This window comes from Leuconostoc sp., assembly GCF_965300815.1.
Genome location: NZ_CBDKZH010000016.1, coordinates 1 through 20258 on the forward strand (window position 1 = coordinate 1; position 20258 = coordinate 20258).

Genomic DNA, 20258 nt, shown 5'->3' on the forward strand with positions numbered 1-20258 from the left:
ACATAAAATCTCATTTTTTTATCATCAATAAAAAAACACACGGGTCTCCCCGTGCGTTTTATCGTCTTCATTCTGTTAATTCTTCTAACTTATCAAAGAAACTTTTCTTCTTTTTACCAGTCATGGCTTCTTGGAAGGCTTCCAAGGCCTTCTTTTGATCCTTAGTCATTGACGTTGGCACTTCAACAAAGATTGTGACATACTGGTCACCATTGCCTGTACCACGTAGACGTGGCGCACCCTTACCGCGCAAACGGAATTGCTTACCTGTTTGCGTACCAGCAGGAATCTTCAACTTCACGTCACCTTGTACTGTCTTAACTTGAATTTCATCCCCTAAGGCAGCACTCGTGAAACTAATCTTTTGTTCAAGGAAGACATCAGCACCATCACGTTCAAAGCCGTCCTTTGAAGGGGCAACTTGGAAGACCACGAACAATTCACCCCGTTGGCCTCCGTTAACGCCTTCTTCACCTATTCCAGCCAGACGCATTTGTTGACCTGTTTCAACACCGGCTGGAACTGTCACCTTAATTTCATGAGGGCCATCACCACGATTAAACTTGATGATTTCTTCCTTACCAGTAATGGCTTCTTCGAAGCTTAAGCGCATCCGGTATTGTAAATCTTGTCCCTTGCGTGGTCGGTTCGGATCAAAGCCGCCGCCAAACATTTGACTGAAAATATCACCCAAATCAGAGAAGTCCCCGAAGCCACCTTGTTGGTAACCACCAAAGCCTTGGCCACCAAAGCCACCATTGGCGCCGGCTGGACCAAATTGGTCATATTGGGCACGCTTTTGGGGATCGCCTAACGTTTCAAAGGCTTCTTGAACCTCTTTGTACTTTTCTTCGGCACCTGGTTCTTGGTTCAAGTCAGGATGATACTTTTTTGATAATTTTCGGTATGCTTTTTTAATATCATCTTGGCTGGCATTCTTATCAACGCCAAGACGGTCATAGTATTCTGTATTATTCAACAGCCCGCTCCTTTTCCATATTATGTACACGAACCGCATCCAGTTGGATGCGGTTCGTTTATGCTTAAATGATCGTCACGAATTGATTTATCGTCAAAGGATTACTTCTTTGATGGGTCAACCTCTTCGAAGTCACCATCAACTGTGTTATCATCCTTTGGCTTTGCTTCACCTTCAGCACCTTCTTGTGGAGCAGCTTGTTGGTAAAGCTTCATTGCTAATTCTTGTGCAGCCTTAGCCAATGCTTCTGACTTTTCCTTCAATTCAGTCAAGTCAGCTTCAACATCGTCGCCGACCTTTTCCTTAGCTTGCTTCAATGCTTCAAGGGCATCCTTTGTTGCCTTCTTAGCATCTTCTTCCAACTTGTCACCCACTTCTTCAAGTGTGGCTTCTGTTGAGAAGATCAATTGGTCAGCTTCGTTGCGTGTATCAACGGCTGCCTTCTTCTTTGCATCGGCTTCTTCGTTAGCCTTTGCATCATTCATCATTTGTTCGATTTCTTCATCAGTCAAACCACCAGCGGCTTGGATCGTAATCTTTTGTTCCTTTTGCGTACCCAAATCCTTGGCAGAAACAGAAACAATACCGTTACGGTCAATGTCAAATGTCACTTCGATTTGTGGCACACCACGCTTTGCAGCAGGAATATCTGACAATTGGAAACGACCCAAAGTCTTGTTGTCGGCCGCCATTGAACGTTCACCTTGCAAGACATGGATATCAACGGCTGGTTGGTTGTCGGCAGCTGTTGAGAAGACTTGTGACTTTGATGTTGGGATCGTTGTGTTACGATCGATCAACTTTGTGAAGACACCACCCATTGTTTCGATACCCAATGACAAAGGTGTCACATCCAACAAGACAACGTCCTTCACGTCACCAGTAATCACACCACCTTGAACCGCTGCACCAAGGGCAACCGCTTCATCAGGGTTGATTGAGTGGTTAGGTTCCTTACCAGTCAACTTCTTAACAGATTCTTGTACGGCTGGAATACGTGTTGAACCACCGTTCAAGATGACTTCATCGATGTCTGAGAATGACAAACCAGCATCCTTCAAAGCATTCAAAACTGGTTGTTCAGCCTTCTTGATCAAGTCAGCTGTCAATTCGTTGAACTTTGCACGTGTCAATGATGTTTGCAAGTGCAATGGGCCTTGGTCACCTGAAGCAATAAATGGCAAATCAATTTGTGCTTCAGTTGCTGAAGACAACGTCTTCTTAGCTGATTCTGCGGCATCCTTCAAACGTTGCAAAGCTAACTTGTCTTCCTTCAAATCAATGCCATTTTCAGCCTTGAATTGTTCAGCCAAGTAATCAATGATCTTGTTATCGAAGTCATCACCACCAAGGTGTGTGTCACCATTTGTTGACAAAACTTCAAAGACACCATCACCTAATTCAAGGATAGACACATCGAATGTACCACCACCCAAGTCGTAAACAAGGATCTTTTCATCCTTATCCAACTTGTCCAAACCGTAAGCCAACGCAGCGGCTGTTGGTTCGTTAATGATACGTTCAACTTCAAGACCGGCAATCTTACCAGCATCCTTAGTTGCTTGACGTTGTGCATCGTTGAAGTAAGCAGGCACTGTGATAACAGCCTTTTCAACCTTTTCACCCAAGTAATCTTCAGCATAACCCTTGATGTATTGCAAAATCATGGCTGAGATTTCTTGTGGTGTGTAGTCCTTACCGTCAACGTTGACCTTGTAGCCAGCTTCACCCATGTGTGACTTAATTGAAATAATTGTGTCAGGGTTTGTGATGGCTTGACGCTTAGCCACGTCACCAACTTGTGTTTCGCCATTCTTAAATGACACAACAGATGGTGTTGTACGACCGCCGTCTGGGTTTGTGATGATCTTTGGTTCGCCACCTTCAAGGACGGCAACTGCTGAGTTTGTTGTTCCTAAATCAATACCGATAATCTTTGACATGAATTAATTCTTCCTTTACTTTTTTAATCTTTTATTTTTTTAACTTTTTAAGGTGTGGTGCACATGCTGAATCACCATTACTATTATTGTTATTTCGCCACGGCACCCATTGCTGGTCGAAGGACGCGATCTTGAATCATATAGCCTTTTTGCAAAACAGCGGCAATTTCATCAGACGCAACATCCTCTGAGGCAACACTTTGAATGGCTTGGTGCTTCGTTGGGTCAAATGCTTCCCCAACTTCACCCGTTGCCGAAATACCATTATCAGCTAAGGCTTGCACCAATGTCTTCAGTGTCATTTCAACACCTGTTTTAATTTGCTTTGTTACTGTATCATCTGCTTCAACTTGCAATGCGCGTTCAAGATTGTCAACCGCTGGCAAAACTGCGCCGGCCAATTTCTGACCATCATACTTGCGCACATTTTGCACTTCGCGGGCATGACGTTGTTGAATATTTTGAATTTCCGCTTGCGAACGCAACAGCTTGTCTTCTAATTCCGCAACCTTAGCTTCAAGGTCTGCAATTTGACTTGCTTCTGAGCTTTCTACTGGTGCTTCATCTTCTTGCAAAACATCAGTTTCTGCTTCGATTTGTTCCGTTACAGCTTCATCATCAACTGCGCCATCTTCTACAACGATTTCTTCGTCGTTCTTCATTGCTTCTTTCGCTTCATCTGCCACGTAAGTGACCTCCTAATTTATGTATATTCGAGCATCTTTTGGCTTAACGCTTCACCAAAGGCATCCATCAACAAGACGTTGCGCGCATAAGGCATCCGAATTGGGCCAAGTAATGCAATCACCCCATCCCCTTGATTTGGTACCTGAAAGGCACTCGTAATCAAGCTAAAGGATTGTAATAAGGGTTCATCGATTTCTTGCCCAATCTTAACTGTCACCTGATGTGGGACAGCTGTCGCCACACGTCGGATATCAGGTGCTGATGACAGAAACTCTAGCAAATGCTTCACTTTCTGTGTTTCATCAACATTTTCACCAAAATCCAACACGTTCAATCGACCACCAATATGCACATTATCGCCAATCGATCGTGCTAAGACGTCGCCAAACAATTGCAAGAAGGCAGCTGGTGTCTTAATCACCCGATTCATTTGCGTTGGCAACTCATCTGATTGCATCAGTTGCAACACTTCCAAAATCGGATGGCCAATCATCTGATCATTGATATACTTAACCATACTATCTAACGATGATATCGCTAACTCGCGCGGTAATTTGAATGTCTGACTGGTCACTTTACCGTCACTGGTTACCAGCACGGCAATTAACTGATGATTCTCCAACGGCACCAAACGGAACCCAGACACTTTGATGTTTAACCCTTTTGGCTTCAAAATCAAAGCGGTTGCGCCGGTTAATTCCGATAGCGTCCGCGCAGCTTCGTCAAGCAAGTCATCAATTTCATGAAAAATCCCACGAAACGAATGCATCACCATCGCCACATCTTGCTGTGTTGCGGGACGTGTCGCCATGAGGTGATCGAGATAATAGCGATAACCAGCACATGACGGTACCCGTCCCGCTGAAGTATGTAGTTTTTTAATCAGATCAGCTGACTCTAATGCAGCCATTTCATTACGAATTGTTGCGGAACTCACTTTAATATCAAGCTGTTCCTGCAAACTTTTCGACCCGACTGCTCGCGCAGTGTGTGTGTACTCGTAAATGATGGCGCTTAAAATTAATTTTTGTCTTTCTGTTAGCATGCCATCACCTCCGTTTTAGCACTCATAGATACCAACTGCTAACATCTATTATCATACACCCTTTCCGAAAAAAATGCAAGCATTTTAGCACTCTTTTTATTCGAGTGCCAAATAAAAAGCACTTAACGCTTGTTAAGTGCTTTAAAATACTGTCGTGTCGCCTGTTCATCGTGCTGTAACTGCGTGATTAAATCAGGTACCGACGTGAATTTGACTTCGCCGCGTAAGTAATGATGCCAAGCAACCGTCACCGCTTCCCCATAAATTTGTTGTTTGAAATCTAAAATGTTGATTTCAACAGTGATTGGTCGGGCATCACCAAATGTGACGTTTCGGCCGATACTTGCCATCCCTTGATACCACTGTCCAGCAATTTCAATCCCAACCACATAAACCCCAATACCAGGCAGCCATTCTAATTCTGGTGTTTGAATATTAGCCGTGGGGAAACCCAACTCACGTCCGCGTGCTTCACCATGAACAACTGTGCCAGTCGTTTGATAAACACGCCCTAACTGATGATTAACTGTTTGCATATCGCCAGCGTCTAACGCACGTCGGATTGCCGAAGAGCCTACTTTTTGGTGTGCCTCTTCAAAAGGTGGTACCGTAATCACATCAAAGCGGTTGGCGGCGTACTGATCTAATACTTGCATATTGGCCGTCTGTTGATCACCACCATAGAGGTGATCAAACCCCGCAACCACAGTCATTGGTTGTAAGGGCAATAGCACCTCATCGACGAACTGCTGGGGCGCAAGTTGTGCCAATTGCGAGGTAAAGCGCATCACATACACGCGATCAACGCCCAGCGCTTCAAATAAGGCCACCTTTTGATCAAGTGGCGTTAAATAATGTAAGGGCTGCGTGAGGGTCTTAAACACCACAATCGGATGCGGATCATAAGTTAGGACCGCTAGCGGTACCCCTAACCGATCAGCTTCCGCTTTAGCTGCTTGTATCACTGCTTGATGACCCAAATGGACCCCATCAAAAAAGCCCATCGTCACCACTTGAGGTTGCGATGGTTCAAAATTTTGAATTGGATAATGTAACGGAACGGTTTCTATCATAGTTATTCGTTTGTAAACACGTAGCGTGATTGCCAGTGGTGTTCAGCAGCTTGATACGCATAAACTGCCTTTAATTCCCCTTGATAAGTTAACTGCAAATAAGTGTCGGCCGCTGGCCAGGTGGTGATTTTTTGCCCGTTTTTGACCGCAAACCACTCGTCATCCGTCAAAGCTTTCACCGGCCATGTCAACACCGTTTGAATGGGGACGACTAGCTTTAAGACATCTTCTCGTGGCAACGACGTGATCGTTTCTAATGGCGTTGCCGCTGACAAAGGCATCCCACTCCCCATCGTTCGCGTTAAGCTGGTCATGGTCGCTGGGACTTCTAATTGTTTGCCAGTGTCAACGGCCAGGGTCCGAATATACGTCCCTTTTGACACTGTTGCTTCAAAGTTAAATTTTTGCTGTTGTTGCTGATAACGCACTGCTGATGTCCGATGAAAATCATAAATCATGGCATCACGAACTGGTCGCGTCACAGTTTCACCTGCCCGTGCGTATTCATATAGACGTTTGCCGGCGACTTTAACAGCTGAAAACATCGGTGGTACTTGTTGAATTGGCCCGTTCAATTGCGCAATAGCCTGATCAATGGCCGCGTCCGTATAAGGCGTTGTAATCGGTTGTTCGGCTACCACGTCCCCGTCAAGGTCTTCAGTTTCTGTTGCAAAACCTAACGTAATTTCGCCGATATAACGTTTTGGTCGTGCTTGTAATTCATCAATTAGTTTGGTTGCTTTTCCCAAAGCGACGACTAAGACACCATCAACATTGGGATCTAAAGTCCCAGCATGACCGACCTTTTTTTGACCGACAGCGCGTCTTACTTTGGCCACGACGTCAAATGACGTGACCCCTTTTGGTTTATTGACGACCAAGATGCCGTCAACTGGATTATTCTTTTGCATCGATTTCCTCTTGCGACCGCCAGATATTTTGTCCAGCATAAACTGCACCATAGCTGACAAATGGCGTCGCCTGCGTTTCAAATAAGACATACACGCGAACAGACTGATCGTGCTGACGAACTGAACCAATCAAATCGCCTGCGTGTAATTGTTGCCCCGTACGATAAGATGCCAATCTGACATCCTGAGCCTTTTCACACATCACTTGCACGGTAACAGTTCCGTAACGTTCACTGCGAATTGTGATCGCCTGTGGTACCGCATCTGTGACAATCCCTGCCACTGGTGACATGATATCACGGCCGTTTGGAATCATCATAAAACCATGACGCTTGTTTAACTGGTCATTATCGAGCGTAATTCTTTGCAATTGTCCCGTGACTGGTGCCACAATGACAGGCAATTCCGATTTACGCGCAATCTGAACAGCATTTAATTGTCCGGTTGATGCCACTGTTGCGTGCTTGCTGGATGATATAAATAAATTTTGCCACCAGTTCATAGACTACCTCTCACTTAATTCTCACGACGTTGCTTAATATAAGCTGTCAACCGTCGCATACCCTCATCCAAATCTTCATCGGATGCTGCATAAGAGATCCGGATATAAGCTTTGGCCGCCGCACTAAAACCAGACCCTGGAATCACGGCAACTTTACCTTCTTTTGCTAACTGTAACGCAAATTCATCGCCATCATCCCCTAAATCAGCTGGTAACTTGGCAAACAAATAAAACGCCCCTTCTGGTGCCACGACATCAAAACCTAACGCAACTAATTGTGGCAAAATGCGATCACGTCGCTTTTTGTAAACATCACGCATTGCTTGTGGCGCTGTGGTCACATCGCGCAAGGCGACCAATGCGGCATCTTGAATAAACGTTGGAATGGCAAACGTCAACGCCCCGTGGACTTTTTGCATTTGCGCAATTACTTCTGCGGCCCCCAAGATAAAGCCGACGCGATAACCTGTCATCGCATGTGACTTTGATAAACCATTAATATAAATCGTTTGATCAGGAATAATTTCCGCAAATGACACGTGTTCTTGATCATAAGTCAGCACCGCATAAATTTCATCCGAGATGACCCAAATCCCATGCTTTTTGAACGTGGTGGCCAATGCCATAATTTCATCACGTGAATAGGTTACGCCCGTTGGATTGGTTGGGTAATTCATCAAAATCGCCCGCACTGGTACCGTTGCCTTGGCAATCGCTTCTTCAACCATTTCTGGCGTTAGCTTAAAGCGATTAGCCGTGGTATCAATAGTAATCCGTGTCCCACGCGCCAATTCTAACGATGTAAAGTATGGCCCGTAAGCTGGTTCAGGCATTAATAACCCGTCTCCATCGGCCAACAAGGTATGGAAAACCACGTTGATGGCTTCACTAACACCCAGCGTGACAATCACATTTTCTTCACCAGCATAATTTAAATGATAGGCTTGATTAAAATAATCGACTGCTGCCAAGCGTAATGCCCGTTCACCTTGGCTCTCAGCGTAGTGTGAACGATCACCTTCAATCTCCGCAACCGCTGCCTGTTTGATACGATCATCAACTGCAAAACCAGGCTCACCAAACGTCAGCTTTAACACACCTGGAATATCGCGCACTTTTTCTTGAAAGCCCAATAACCGATCAGGTGCCATATCGGCAATGATTGGGTTTAAAGATTGTGGCAAGCTTGTCATTTTCGAAGTCCTCATTTTTTAGTCAAATTAATATAAGTCTATTCTAACACAAAAAACGCTACCCCTTTTAGAGTAGCGTTGAGATGTTATCATTTATTAATTTTCAGCATGTAGCTTACGAATCAAATCTTCAATATGATTACCATATTGGACAGATTGATCACGAACAAAGCGTAATTCAGGTGTCTTGTAAACCGTCAAGCGTGCCCCTAATTCCTTACGGATCAAGCCACTTGCTGCTTCCAAACCAGCTTGCGCTTTTTGCCCATCACTTGCCAAATCAGACAAGATTGAATAATAAATTGTTGCAATTTGCAAATCACCTGACAATTCAACACTCGTTACCGTCACGTCTTTTACGCGTGGATCATTGATCCGCTTAAGCAAAAGATCCGTCACGTCACGTTGGATTTCTTGTGCGAGGCGACCTGCACGTTGTGGATTAGCCATAACTTGTGCCCCCTTTTTCTTTTAATACAAGCGATAAAGTGCCAATTGGCTTACTTTATCTTAACTTCTTCCATGATATATGATTCAACAACATCACCGACGCGAATATCGTTGAACTTTGATACTGTAAAGCCGAACTCGTAGCCCATCTTCACTTCGTTCACAGCGTCTTTACCACGTTGCAATGAGGCCACTTCGCCATCATAAACCACAACGCTATCACGCATGATACGAACCTTTGAGTCCTTGGTAATCTTACCTTCTTCAACCATCGCACCGGCAATAATGCCAACCTTAGAGAACTTGAACAGTTCCTTAACGAGAACAGTTCCAATAACCTTCTCTTCATAAACAGGTTCAAGTTGACCCTTCATGGCTGCTTCAACATCATCAATTGCGTTATAAATGACGTTGTAGAAGCGAATGTCAACCTTATCAGAATCAGCTTGCGCCTTGGCCAATGGTGTTGCACGAACGTTGAAGCCAATAATAATAGCGCCTGATGCTGATGCCAAAGTGACATCAGATTCATTAATTGCACCAGCAGCTGTATGGATGATATCCACACGTACGCCATCGACTTCAATCTTCTTCAATGAACCAGAAAGTGCTTCAACAGAACCTTGCACATCCGCCTTCACGATAACTGGCACTGTCTTCATGGCCTTTTCAGACATTGTGCTAAACAATGTATCCAAAGTCACAACAGAACCTGAGTTACGGACTGCTTCTTGCGCACGCTTAGCACGTTCTTCACCAGCGGCACGCGCTGTCTTTTCATCTGCCATAACGATGAAACGATCACCAGCTTGTGGCACATCGTTCAAACCAGTAATTTGAACTGGTGTGGCTGGCAAAGCTTCTTCCAGTTCAACGCCACGTTCATTAGTCATTGTCCGGACACGGCCATAAGTGTTACCCACAACAATTGGGTCACCGACACGCATTGTGCCTTGTTGTACCAAGACAGTTGCCACTGGACCACGACCCTTGTCCAAACGTGCTTCAACAACTGAACCACGTGCTGGCATATCAGGATCGGCCTTCAATTCAAGCACTTCAGCTTGCAACAAGATCATTTCCAACAATTCGTCAACATTTTGACCAAACTTCGCTGAAATCTTAACAAAGATTGTGTCACCACCATATTCTTCAGGCACCAAATCATAGGCCATCAATTGGTTCATGACATCATCAGGGTTAGCCCCTGGCTTATCAATCTTGTTAACGGCAACGATGATTGGTGTTTCAGCCGCCTTGGCGTGGTTGATAGCTTCAATTGTTTGTGGCATGACACCGTCATCGGCCGCCACAACCAAAATCGTCAAATCAGTCACGTTAGCACCACGCGCACGCATTTCCGTAAAGGCCGCGTGACCAGGTGTATCCAAGAAGGTGATTGTCTTACCGTTAAGTTGTGTCTGATAAGCACCAATATGTTGTGTGATACCGCCGGCTTCGCCTTCTGTCACGTTTGAGTTACGCAAGTAATCCAACAAAGTTGTCTTACCGTGATCGACGTGTCCCATGATGGTAACAACTGGCGGACGTGATACCAACTTGTCTTCATCGATGTTATCTTCATCAAAGAACTTATCGATATCAGCGACGTCTTCTTCTTCCTTCACTTGCGCATCGATGCCATAATCGGCTGCCAAAATTTCAATGGTATCTGAATCCAATGATTGGTTTTGGTTGGTCACAATGCCTAACAAGAACAACTTCTTGATAATTTCAGCAGTGTCACGGTGCAACAACTTTGACAAGTCTTGCACGTTCATACCAATACGGTATTCCAATACTTGTGGTAGTGGCTGTTCCTTACGTTCAGTCACTGGCGTTACTGGGCCCTTCTTAGCCGCAATACGACGTGACTTCTTTGAACCACGTGGCTTATCGTTACGACGTGGTGTTTGTTGCCCAGTACCATTGGTATTGCGCTTACGCGAGTTATTGCGCGCTGAGTTGTTGCCAGATGCCAAAGCACCACCAAACTTACCTGCGCCAGCTGCTGGTGCCGTTGTTGTCGTTGCTGCCTTAGCAGCAGGCTTCTTAGCATCAGTTGGCTTTGCAGCAGCTTTTGCTGGTGCAGCAGGCTTCTTAGGTGCCTTAGCCGCAGCGGCAGCTTGCTTACGCTTTTCGTTTTCACTCACGTATTGCTTCAAGCTATTATCTGTTTGCTTTGAGTAATCCACTTGGCCTTCACGTGGCTTAGTTGACCAGCTCTTCTTTTCGCGAATTTCTGGGCGACCACCAGTTGGTTGTAAACGTGAGCCAGGACGGCTATTACGGTTACCACCATTGTTAGGACGACTAGCTGCCGTACCATTTGGACGAGCGGCATTGCGTGTTTGTCCTTGACCATTATTTGGGCGTGCGGGACGACTTGACCGTGAACCAGCACCTGCTTGTGAGGCTGATCCTTCTGTCAATTTTGCCGCATGACGGCGTTGTGATGCGGGCAATTCCTTACGTTCTGGGACTGCCTGTTTTCGTGCAGGACGGTTTGAGCCTGAGAATTTCTTTTCTTCTGCCATTTAGTTCCGCTCCTTTTCTGAAATTAATTGTTTAATTTTGCGACTAAAACCGTGATCCGCAATCGCAAATACACTGCGATTTACGCCGATAGCATCGGTTAATTGCGCTTTGGTATAGTCTTGAATCAGTGTGACATGATAAAACGCTGCTTTATCAGCGAATTTTTTTGCTTGACTTTGGCCACCATCACTTGGAAAAAAAGCCAGTTGTACTTTATTGCCACGAATGGCCGTTAATGTGGGATCAGAACCCAATACTAACTTACCGGCACGCATGGCTAAGCCAAGGAGATTTAAAATTTGGTCGTCTTTACTTATCACCAAACAACTCCCGTCGCGCTTGTTGATGGTCAACATAAGCGATAAGTTCGTCATAAAACTCATCGGGAATCTTCACCTCAAATGCTCTATCAAAAATGCGCTTTTTCTTTGCAATGGCTGCAATCTCACGATCCAAACCAATATAAGCACCGCGACCATTGGCTTTTGATGTGGGGTCTAAGCTCACATGTCCTTCTTTGTCGCGCACAACACGCACAAGTTCTTTTTTAGGAAACATTTCACCGGTAACGATGTCTTTTCGCATAGGTATTTTTCTAGGTTTCATAATATCTAGCGTGTCTTTGTGCCCGTTTGAGCAGAAACACGTTTCCTTTCTATCAGATTACTCGTTTGTTTCGTCTTCGACAACAACTGGTGCTTCCGCTACCAGACTGTTAGCGGCCTCAGATTCAGATTTGATATCAATCTTAAAGCCAGTCAAGCGGGCTGCCAAACGGGCGTTTTGGCCCTTCTTACCAATTGCTAATGATAATTGATTGTCTGGTACAATGACTGTGACAGCACGGTCATTTTCTGGATCAAAAATCACATCTGTGACTTCTGATGGGTTCAAGGCGTTGGCAATATATTGCGCTTCGTCTTCCACCCATTCCACAATGTCCATGTTTTCGCCGCCAAGTTCGTTAACAACGGCTTGTACACGGGCACCACGTTGCCCAACCATAGCCCCAACTGGGTCAAGGTCAGCATCATGCGTATAAACCGCAATCTTTGAGCGATCGCCCGCTTCACGTGAGATACTCATGATTTCAACTGTACCGTCATACACTTCTGGTACTTCTTGTTCAAACAAACGCTTAACCAAGTCAGGCGCTGTCCGTGACACAAAGATTTGTGGGCCCTTAGCATTATTTTCAACTTTGTTGACCAAAACCTTGATACGATCACCCATTCGGTAATGTTCGTTTGGCATTTGATCAGCCGGTGCCATGGCTGCTTCTTGATTACCAGGCAAAGTCAAGTACAAGAAACGTGTATCTTGACGATCAACTTCACCCGTGATGATTTCATCTTGATAGTCCGCAAACTTATTATAAATCGCTTCGCGGCTAGCTTCACGCATTTTTTGCACAATCACTTGCTTTGCGGCTTGTGCGGCCATCCGACCGAAATCTTTTGGTGTGACATCAAAACGAATTTCATCGCCTGGTTCATAGGCACGGTTAATTGCCAAAGCATCTTCCAAAGGAATTTCCGTATCTTCGTTTTCAAAATCTTCGTCTAAGACAACGACTTTGACTTGCTTAATGGCAACATTCCCTTTTTTAGTGTCAAAAACGGCTTCAACATTCTGTTCTGCATTGTATTGCTTCTTGTAAGCTGCTCTTAAGGCGTCTTCCAAGGCTTCAATCACAACCGCGCGTTCAATCCCGCGTTCAGCTTCAAGGGCATCGAGCGCGTCGACTAATTCTTTACTCATTCGCCTATCCTCATTTAATTAATAGTGTGCTTTCTTCCGGCAACGATTGCCAGCTTTGTATTGATACAACAATCAAAACCCTTTAACAACAGGATCAACCCGTTGCGTTAAAACTGGATATCCAGCACTGCTTTAGCAATTTCATCAAATTGAAGCGATAAGTCACCCTGCGCTGTTGACAAAACAATCCCATCATCAGTCACAGATTTCACTTTCCCTTGCCACTTCTTTTGGCCTTCTTTGGCTGCAAAGAGCGCAACTAGGATTGTTTCGTCAGCTTCCTGAGCCCAACGATAATGCCAAGGCTGCTTTAATGGCCGATCGGCACCAGGTGATGAGATATCCAATAAATATGCTTCCGGAATTGGATCTGGCTCAACCGTATCCAAAAGTTCGTTAACGGCCTGGGTAAAGTCCGTAATGTCTGCCATCGTGATAAAAGCATGATCAGGTTTATCAACCATAATCCGCAAAATCTTTTGGCCACCTTCTTTTGTATAGGTTAAATCCCACAATAAATCGTTTTGTTCAACTAAGATCGGTGTGATCAATGCCGTGATTTCTTGTTCGACTTTATTTGCCATTTACCTACCCTCCTTTGATGAATTTGTATCTGTATTGCAAGCAAGTGCCAATTTCATAAAAAATGAGCCGGCCCCATATACTGTGACCCGCTCATTTACAATATCTATGTAAATTAACACTCTCTAGTATAGCGCAATTTTTAAGAAAGTGCAAACAACATGCTATTTTTGACCAAACAAAAAACCACATTGCTGTGGTTTTACTTGTGTGTGAACCTTTATGACCCCATTCGCTATGCTCATTGAGGCAGTCACTGTATTTAGCTGATGCTATAATAATTGACTTTTAACGCGCCCACGTAATGCTTACCGGTGTAAGTTACGCAATTTCAACGAAAACTTGATCTTACCAAGAAGCCTTACGCACACCAGGAATTTGACCCTTGTGTGCCAATTGACGGAAGTTCAAACGTGACATACCGAATTCACGCATGTAAGCGTGAGGACGACCATCAATCAAATCGCGGTTGTGTACGCGTACTGGAGATGAATCCTTTGGCAATGCAGCCAAACCGATGTAATCGCCAGCCGCCTTCAATGCTGCACGCTTTTCAGCATACTTTGCAACCAAAGCTTCACGCTTTTGTGCCTTAGCAATCTTTGACTTCTTTGCCATATTACTTAATCTCCTTAAATGTTACAACTTTGCGAAGTTTTGGTGAGTACTTCTTCAACTCAAGACGATCTGGTGTATTACGACGGTTTTTAGACGTCAAGTAAATACGTTCACCAGTTTCATCATTTCCTAGAATCACGTGAATACGCATATCCTTACTCCTTAATGTGGTTTGTTAAAATTATTTGCTTGTCAATACAATTAGTTATTATACATGAACCGCCCATCAGTGTAAAGCGTTTTTATCAATTTTGACGAAAACCTGTTCGTTAAAATTAAATAATCCCTGCCCAACAACTCACGGTATCACGACTTAAAATTGTGCTTCAAGTGGTGGAACAACTTGCTTCTTACGTGAGACAACACCTGGCAAGTCGATCACGTTGTCAACCAATTGGCCATCAAACGCAGCTTCTACAGCAGCTGTTGTTTCACCCAAGAAAATGGCCTTTGAATTTGAATTCAAAATGTCTGTAATCACAAACAAGAAGTTGTCATAGCCTTCTTCAGTCATCGCCGCTTCAATACCAGCTTGACGTGACAACACATCTTCAATGGCTACTGTGTTGACTTGACCAATGCGGAATTGGTGACCACCCATGTCAAATGACTTGGCATCGCCATCAATCAATTCCTTATCCGTGCGTGATGACAAATCTGTACCCGCCTTCAACAAGGCCAAACCATAAGCTTCGTAGTCTTCAAGACCAGCAATGTCAGCCACAGCCTTCAAAGCTGTAACATCAAAGTCTGTAGTTGTTGGACTCTTTAACAACAATGTATCTGAAATAATTGCTGAAGCTAACAAACCAGCAACGTCTGCTGGGATAGCCATTTGTGCTTGCTTGAATTCGTAATACAAGATTGTTGCGACTGAGCCCCATGGCTTAGCAATAATATAAAGTGGTGTTGCATTTGTAAAGGCAAACTTATGATGGTCATAAATACCCGTTACAGTGACATCAGCCAAGTTATCAACTGATTGCGCTGCTTCGTTATGATCAACCAAGACGACTGTATCTGTGTCCGCTGACGTCACCACCCGCGGTGCAGCAACCTTGAAATAGTCCAAAGCAAATTGCGTTTCCGCATTGGGTGTGCCTTGTGCAACTGCTTCTGTTTCTTCACCAATTTGGTTTAAGAAGTAACTGGCAGCAATTGCTGAAGCAATTGTATCTGTATCTGGGTTTTTATGTCCGAAAACTAAAGTTTTAGCCATGCGTGAATGTCTCCTCGTTCAATATACGTTTATTTTAGCAGAAAAAAATTATTTTGTCCCAGCAATCGCCAAAGGCCGAACCAGCCAAGGCGTGCCGTTTTTCTTCACGTCCACAACATATTGGCCGTTACCCACACGTTGTGAAGGACTGTAGTCACTTAACTGTAAATCTTGTACTTGCCAGCGGCTTGTCAAAATTTCTAGTGCGGTCACATCTTGATCAAACAATGTCGCAGCCGCCACATGATAAGGCACAGTCTTCTTTTGTGTAAAGATCAATAAGCCTTTATTGGCACGCTTTGAATGGTTAATTTCAGCAACAGGCATGTATTTAAAGGCGCCGTTTTCCGCCACAATGGCAACCTGTTGATCTGGTGAGGTCACCATTAAGGCAGCCTGAATGGTATCATCCCCGCGAAGATCCATCGCCTTGACACCCGCCGTACGGGCACCAATTTCTGGTACATCACTTAGCCCAAAGCGTAACCCAACACCATTGTGTGATAGCAAGAGTACATCTTGATCCGTAACGGTTGGCGTATAAGCCACATTGACAACCTGACTATCATCAGTCTTGAGCTTAATGGCCATTGCCGTCTTCTTCTTATAAGCTTTAGGCACCATGTCAGCTAAGGCTGTTTGCTTGATGAGCCCATCATTTGTCACGATAGTAAACGCCCCACCTTGTGCCAGATGATCAATTGCGACCACTTGGATCACATATTCATCTGGTCGCCAATTAGCTAGCTGTTGTGAGAAATGTTCGCCAGTATCTTTCCACTTGAAGTCTGGTAATTCATGAACTGGCCGGTAAATGACACTCCCCTTATTCGTGAACATAAACAAATGTTGCGTGGTATTTAACTGACCCACAAAGACTGGCAAATCATCGTCAGCCAACCCATTGTCAGCATCTGATGCTTTATAAGAACGCAATGAGGCCCGCTTATAGTAACCATTACGGGAAACCAATACTTGGACATCTTCTTCGGCAATCGTAACTGCTGTATCAATAACCAAATCTTCCACTTCAGCTTCAATTTGTGAGCGACGTGGGGTAGTATACGTTTTCGTAATGGCTGTCAATTCCTCACGAATCACATCTTTTAAGGCTGATTCTTCTGTTAGAATCAAATTCAAATGATTAATCTTAGCGGTTAATGTCGCAAATTCGGCTTCTAATTGCGTAACGTCTGTATTAGTCAAACGATAAAGTTGCAAAGTTACAATCGCTTCTGCTTGCGGTTGGGTGAATTGGAACTTGTCAATCAAGTTTTGCGTGGCATCCTTACGGTTCTGAGAAGCGCGAATGGTGGCCACGACCTCATCCAAAATTGACAACATCCGAATTAAGCCTTCAACAATGTGTTGACGGGCTTGTGCCTTCGCTTATTCGAAGGCAGAACGCTTCAACACGACTTCTTTTCGGAAATCCAAAAATGCTTGTAGGCCTTGCTTTAAACTAACCGTCACTGGCCGTTGGTCGTGAATGGCCACCATGTTGAAGTTGTAAGAAATTTGAAGATCTGTCTTCTTGAACAAATAAGTCAAAATACCTTCGGCATTCGTTCCCTTATTGAGTTCAATCACGATTGACATTCCCTCACGGTCTGATTCATCACGAACTTCCGCAATGCCCGCAACTTCCTTATTCAAGCGAATGGCATCAATTTTTGATACCAAGTTTGACTTGACAACTTCATAAGGTAACTCGGTAATTTCAATCTTTTTCTTCCCACCTTTAAGGTCAGAAATTTCCGTTTTGGCACGAACGACAATCTTACCACGTCCTGTCTTATACGCTTTTTTAATCCCGTCAAGACCTTGAATAATCCCACCAGTTGGGAAATCAGGACCTTTGACATAGCGCATCAACGCTGATAACGGTGCCTCAGGATGATCCAACAAGTAAATTAACGCAGCATTGATTTCTTTTAAGTTATGCGGTGGGATTTCGGTGGCATAACCCGCAGAAATCCCTGGTGCCACATTAATAAACACACTTGGGATACGTGATGGCAATACAGTTGGTTCATAGGTCGTATCATCAAAGTTCAACACCATATCAACCGTTTCTTGTCCCAAATCAGCCATCATTTCGCCAGCAATCTTGGACAAACGCGCTTCGGTATAACGCATCGCCGCTGCTGGATCATTATCGACTGACCCGTTGTTACCGTTCATGTCAATTAACGGTTCACGCACTTTCCAATCTTGTGATAGCCGTACCATCGCTTCATAAATTGATGAGTCACCATGCGGATGGAAGTTACCCATGACATTTCCAACAGATTTAGCTGATTTACGATAAGGATGGTCATACGTATTACCATCTTGGTCCATCGCAAAAAGAATCCGCCGTTGCACAGGCTTAAGCCCATCCCGAATATCCGGTAACGCACGTTCTTGAATAATATATTTTGAGTAGCGCCCAAAGCGCTCCCCCATCACTGCTTCCAGTGAGAGTTCAGTTATACGATCTGCCATATATACGAGTGTCTAACAGCCGTCACACGATTAGACACATTTCCTTTCAAATAGAATGCATGCAAAGTCAGATGTAAAGGCCGCGCACAAACGTACGCGGCGACTAAGACTTTCGTCAAATTAATCCCAACAACGCAAAAATCAAGCGCCGTTGTCTTGTCCATTTTGCCAGTTCGTAATCACTGGTCCCGTTGATGCTGCTGACTTCGTCGCGACGACTGGTTTATTTTCATGCTGACGGGCTTTTTCAAATACGTCACTTCCATTTGTCGGATCACCATCAACCGTATCCAAAATTGAACCCGCTTCATCTAATGTAAAGTGAACATTGGCTTCAATCCAGTCACGACGTGGTTCAACCTTATCGCCCATCAATGTTGTCACGCGCTTTTCAGCCAGTACAGCATCATCGATTTTCACACGAATCAAAGTCCGTGTTTCAGGATTCATGGTTGTTTCCCATAGGAGTGGCGCATTCATTTCACCCAGCCCCTTAAAGCGTGTCAATTCATAACGCGCATCACTTTGGCTCGTAATCGCTTCCAATTCGTCATTTGTCCACGCAAATTGGTCAGCCATTTTCTTTGACGCATATTTCACGCGGTAGAGCGGTGGTAAGGCAATATACACCCGACCGGCCTCAATCAATGGTCGCATGTACTTATAAAAGAACGTCAACAAGAGTGTCTGGATGTGCGCCCCATCATCATCGGCATCCGTCATAATGATGATTTTATCAAAGGCTGTATCAGAGACTTTGAAGTCATTCCCAACACCACCGCCAATGGCATAAATCAACGTTGAAATTTCTTCATTCTTTAAAATGTCGACCAACTTAGCCTTTTCGGTATTCAAAACCTTACCACGCAAAGGCAAAATCGCTTGGAACTTACGATCACGGCCTTGCTTAGCAGAACCACCGGCTGAATCACCCTCGACCAAAAAGAGTTCATTACGCGTCGCATCTTTTGATTGCGCAGGCGCTAACTTACCCGATAATAGCCGTTCTTTTTGTCCCTTGGACTTCCCCGTTCGGCTTTCGTCGCGGGCTTTACGCGCTGCTTCACGCGCTTCTCGTGCCCGAATGGCTTTACGAATCAAATTTTGACCAAAATCACCATTTTCCATCAAGAAACGACTCAACGTTTCATTGACAACGGACTCCACAATACCTCGCGCTTCTGGTGTCCCCAGCTTATCTTTAGTTTGGCCTTCAAACTGCAAGAATTGTTCCGGCACACGTAGCGAAATAACGGCAGCTAAGCCTTCACGCACGTCAGTTCCTTCGAGATTTTTATCTTTATCTTTTAACAAATTGACCTTACGGGCATATTCGTTAAAGGCTTTTGTCCAAGCCGTCCGGAAGCCTACTTCATGGGTTCCCCCATCTTGCGTCCGCACATTGTTAACAAATGACAACAAAGTTTCGGAATAGCCATCATTGTATTGCGCTGCAACTTCAACCACAATCCCTGATTGTTCGCCTTCAAATGTCATGACTGGGCCAATCGTGGCCTTATCTTCATTCAAGAAACCAACAAATGATTCTAACCCTTTTTCATAATGGTACGTTTCTACCCGCGCGGGTTGCACACGTTCGTCCGTTAAGGTAAACTTCACGCCTGACATCAAAAAGGCTGATTCGCGTAAACGTTCAGATAACGTGTCATACTTGTAGACTGTCGCGCTAAATAATGACGGATCTGGCTTGAATTTAACCGTTGTCCCTGAATGCTCAGTCGTTGGCCCAAGGTCACGCAGCGTATCAACGGGATGTCCCCCATTCACAAAGTCTTCTTGCCACTTGTGACCATCACGCACAATCGTGACTTGCAAACTTTCAGATAAGGCGTTAACAACCGATGACCCCACCCCGTGGAGACCACCAGAAGTGGCATAGCCACCTTGACCAAACTTCCCACCAGCATGCAACACTGTTAAAATAACTTCAGGCGTAGGTTTACCTGATTCGTGCATGCCAACTGGCATCCCACGGCCAAAATCCTGCACTGTTATGGCATTATTTTCATGGATTGTGACCCGAATATCATTACCAAAGCCACCTAAGGCTTCATCCACTGCATTATCAACGATTTCATAAACTAAATGATGCAAACCACGGCCGTCAGTTGAACCAATGTACATCCCTGGACGCTTACGAACCGCCTCTAAACCTTCAAGAATTTTTATTGAATCTGAATCATAGTGATTTTTTTCTGCCATGAATACTCATATCTTTCTTATTTTAAAACATTGTCATGATTGAACAA

18 protein-coding genes and 1 pseudogene are annotated in these 20258 nt (G+C 44.5%); all 19 read right to left on the bottom strand.

Annotated elements, in window-relative coordinates:
• Nucleotides 1-67 precede the first annotated feature (67 nt).
• Nucleotides 68-979: a DnaJ C-terminal domain-containing protein gene (locus tag ACW12G_RS02080; protein ID WP_455647166.1), complete on the bottom strand. Its 912-nt coding sequence runs from the start codon at nucleotides 977-979 to the stop codon at nucleotides 68-70.
• Nucleotides 980-1080: 101 nt separating this feature from the next.
• On the bottom strand, nucleotides 1081-2922 hold the full coding sequence (gene dnaK, locus ACW12G_RS02085; RefSeq protein WP_055307682.1) for a molecular chaperone DnaK: 1842 nt from the start codon (nucleotides 2920-2922) through the stop codon (nucleotides 1081-1083).
• An 89-nt stretch (nucleotides 2923-3011) separates the two neighbouring features.
• A complete protein-coding gene (grpE, locus tag ACW12G_RS02090) occupies nucleotides 3012-3584 on the bottom strand; it encodes a nucleotide exchange factor GrpE (RefSeq protein ID WP_455647172.1) in 573 nt (190 codons plus the stop codon).
• A gap of 41 nt (nucleotides 3585-3625) precedes the next feature.
• Nucleotides 3626-4654: a heat-inducible transcriptional repressor HrcA gene (gene hrcA / locus ACW12G_RS02095; RefSeq protein WP_068852339.1), complete on the bottom strand. Its 1029-nt coding sequence runs from the start codon at nucleotides 4652-4654 to the stop codon at nucleotides 3626-3628.
• Nucleotides 4655-4776: 122 nt separating this feature from the next.
• Nucleotides 4777-5727 carry a riboflavin biosynthesis protein RibF gene (gene ribF, locus ACW12G_RS02100; RefSeq protein ID WP_141308867.1) on the bottom strand — a complete coding sequence of 317 codons (951 nt, stop codon included), beginning with the start codon at nucleotides 5725-5727 and terminating at the stop codon, nucleotides 4777-4779.
• 2 nt (nucleotides 5728-5729) lie between these two features.
• Entirely contained in the window at nucleotides 5730-6638 is a 909-nt protein-coding gene (gene truB, locus ACW12G_RS02105; protein ID WP_068852332.1) for a tRNA pseudouridine(55) synthase TruB, read from the bottom strand.
• A complete protein-coding gene (locus tag ACW12G_RS02110) occupies nucleotides 6625-7140 on the bottom strand; it encodes a PTS sugar transporter subunit IIA (RefSeq protein WP_455647167.1) in 516 nt (171 codons plus the stop codon). Before ACW12G_RS02110 ends, truB begins: the two co-directional genes overlap by 14 nt.
• 14 nt (nucleotides 7141-7154) lie before the next feature.
• Nucleotides 7155-8333, bottom strand: coding sequence for an aminotransferase class I/II-fold pyridoxal phosphate-dependent enzyme (locus tag ACW12G_RS02115; RefSeq protein WP_455647168.1), 1179 nt, complete (start codon nucleotides 8331-8333; stop codon nucleotides 7155-7157).
• Nucleotides 8334-8429: 96 nt separating this feature from the next.
• Complete coding sequence (gene rbfA / locus ACW12G_RS02120; RefSeq protein ID WP_010000461.1) at nucleotides 8430-8783, bottom strand: 30S ribosome-binding factor RbfA; 354 nt, start codon at nucleotides 8781-8783, stop codon at nucleotides 8430-8432.
• Nucleotides 8784-8833: 50 nt separating this feature from the next.
• Nucleotides 8834-11320 carry a translation initiation factor IF-2 gene (infB, locus tag ACW12G_RS02125; RefSeq protein WP_146975202.1) on the bottom strand — a complete coding sequence of 829 codons (2487 nt, stop codon included), beginning with the start codon at nucleotides 11318-11320 and terminating at the stop codon, nucleotides 8834-8836.
• Nucleotides 11321-11641, bottom strand: a complete 321-nt coding sequence (locus ACW12G_RS02130; RefSeq protein ID WP_455647169.1) for a L7Ae/L30e/S12e/Gadd45 family ribosomal protein — start codon at nucleotides 11639-11641, stop codon at nucleotides 11321-11323.
• Nucleotides 11631-11927, bottom strand: a complete 297-nt coding sequence (gene rnpM / locus ACW12G_RS02135; protein WP_010000465.1) for an RNase P modulator RnpM — start codon at nucleotides 11925-11927, stop codon at nucleotides 11631-11633. The genes ACW12G_RS02130 and rnpM overlap by 11 nt, the downstream gene beginning before the upstream one ends.
• A gap of 57 nt (nucleotides 11928-11984) precedes the next feature.
• Nucleotides 11985-13082 (bottom strand): transcription termination factor NusA, encoded by a 1098-nt coding sequence (nusA, locus tag ACW12G_RS02140; protein WP_010000466.1) that lies wholly within the window; start codon nucleotides 13080-13082, stop codon nucleotides 11985-11987.
• Between the two features lie 107 nt (nucleotides 13083-13189).
• Entirely contained in the window at nucleotides 13190-13666 is a 477-nt protein-coding gene (locus ACW12G_RS02145; RefSeq protein ID WP_010003428.1) for a ribosome maturation factor RimP, read from the bottom strand.
• 346 nt (nucleotides 13667-14012) lie between these two features.
• A complete protein-coding gene (rpsN, locus tag ACW12G_RS02150) occupies nucleotides 14013-14282 on the bottom strand; it encodes a 30S ribosomal protein S14 (protein WP_010000469.1) in 270 nt (89 codons plus the stop codon).
• Between the two features lies 1 nt (nucleotide 14283).
• Entirely contained in the window at nucleotides 14284-14433 is a 150-nt protein-coding gene (gene rpmG, locus ACW12G_RS02155; protein ID WP_010000472.1) for a 50S ribosomal protein L33, read from the bottom strand.
• Between the two features lie 162 nt (nucleotides 14434-14595).
• Nucleotides 14596-15501: a manganese-dependent inorganic pyrophosphatase gene (locus ACW12G_RS02160; RefSeq protein ID WP_455647170.1), complete on the bottom strand. Its 906-nt coding sequence runs from the start codon at nucleotides 15499-15501 to the stop codon at nucleotides 14596-14598.
• Nucleotides 15502-15549: 48 nt separating this feature from the next.
• Nucleotides 15550-17988 (bottom strand): annotated as a pseudogene (parC, locus tag ACW12G_RS02165) (DNA topoisomerase IV subunit A).
• A gap of 141 nt (nucleotides 17989-18129) precedes the next feature.
• Nucleotides 18130-20211 (bottom strand): DNA topoisomerase IV subunit B, encoded by a 2082-nt coding sequence (gene parE, locus ACW12G_RS02170; RefSeq protein ID WP_455647171.1) that lies wholly within the window; start codon nucleotides 20209-20211, stop codon nucleotides 18130-18132.
• Nucleotides 20212-20258: the final 47 nt, after the last annotated feature.

Bases quoted from the DNA above. Each gene is read 5' to 3' on its own strand.
- dnaK (WP_055307682.1), bottom strand. From the start codon at position 2,922: ATGTCAAAGATTATCGGTATTGATTTAGGAACAACAAACTCAGCAGTT.
- grpE (WP_455647172.1), bottom strand. From the start codon at position 3,584: ATGAAGAACGACGAAGAAATCGTTGTAGAAGATGGCGCAGTTGATGAT.
- hrcA (WP_068852339.1), bottom strand. From the start codon at position 4,654: ATGCTAACAGAAAGACAAAAATTAATTTTAAGCGCCATCATTTACGAG.
- ribF (WP_141308867.1), bottom strand. From the start codon at position 5,727: ATGATAGAAACCGTTCCGTTACATTATCCAATTCAAAATTTTGAACCA.
- truB (WP_068852332.1), bottom strand. From the start codon at position 6,638: ATGCAAAAGAATAATCCAGTTGACGGCATCTTGGTCGTCAATAAACCA.
- ACW12G_RS02110 (WP_455647167.1), bottom strand. From the start codon at position 7,140: ATGAACTGGTGGCAAAATTTATTTATATCATCCAGCAAGCACGCAACA.
- ACW12G_RS02115 (WP_455647168.1), bottom strand. From the start codon at position 8,333: ATGACAAGCTTGCCACAATCTTTAAACCCAATCATTGCCGATATGGCA.
- rbfA (WP_010000461.1), bottom strand. From the start codon at position 8,783: ATGGCTAATCCACAACGTGCAGGTCGCCTCGCACAAGAAATCCAACGT.
- infB (WP_146975202.1), bottom strand. From the start codon at position 11,320: ATGGCAGAAGAAAAGAAATTCTCAGGCTCAAACCGTCCTGCACGAAAA.
- rnpM (WP_010000465.1), bottom strand. From the start codon at position 11,927: ATGAAACCTAGAAAAATACCTATGCGAAAAGACATCGTTACCGGTGAA.
- nusA (WP_010000466.1), bottom strand. From the start codon at position 13,082: ATGAGTAAAGAATTAGTCGACGCGCTCGATGCCCTTGAAGCTGAACGC.
- ACW12G_RS02145 (WP_010003428.1), bottom strand. From the start codon at position 13,666: ATGGCAAATAAAGTCGAACAAGAAATCACGGCATTGATCACACCGATC.
- rpsN (WP_010000469.1), bottom strand. From the start codon at position 14,282: ATGGCAAAGAAGTCAAAGATTGCTAAGGCACAAAAGCGTGAAGCTTTG.
- rpmG (WP_010000472.1), bottom strand. From the start codon at position 14,433: ATGCGTATTCACGTGATTCTAGGAAATGATGAAACTGGTGAACGTATT.
- ACW12G_RS02160 (WP_455647170.1), bottom strand. From the start codon at position 15,501: ATGGCTAAAACTTTAGTTTTCGGACATAAAAACCCAGATACAGATACA.
- parE (WP_455647171.1), bottom strand. From the start codon at position 20,211: ATGGCAGAAAAAAATCACTATGATTCAGATTCAATAAAAATTCTTGAA.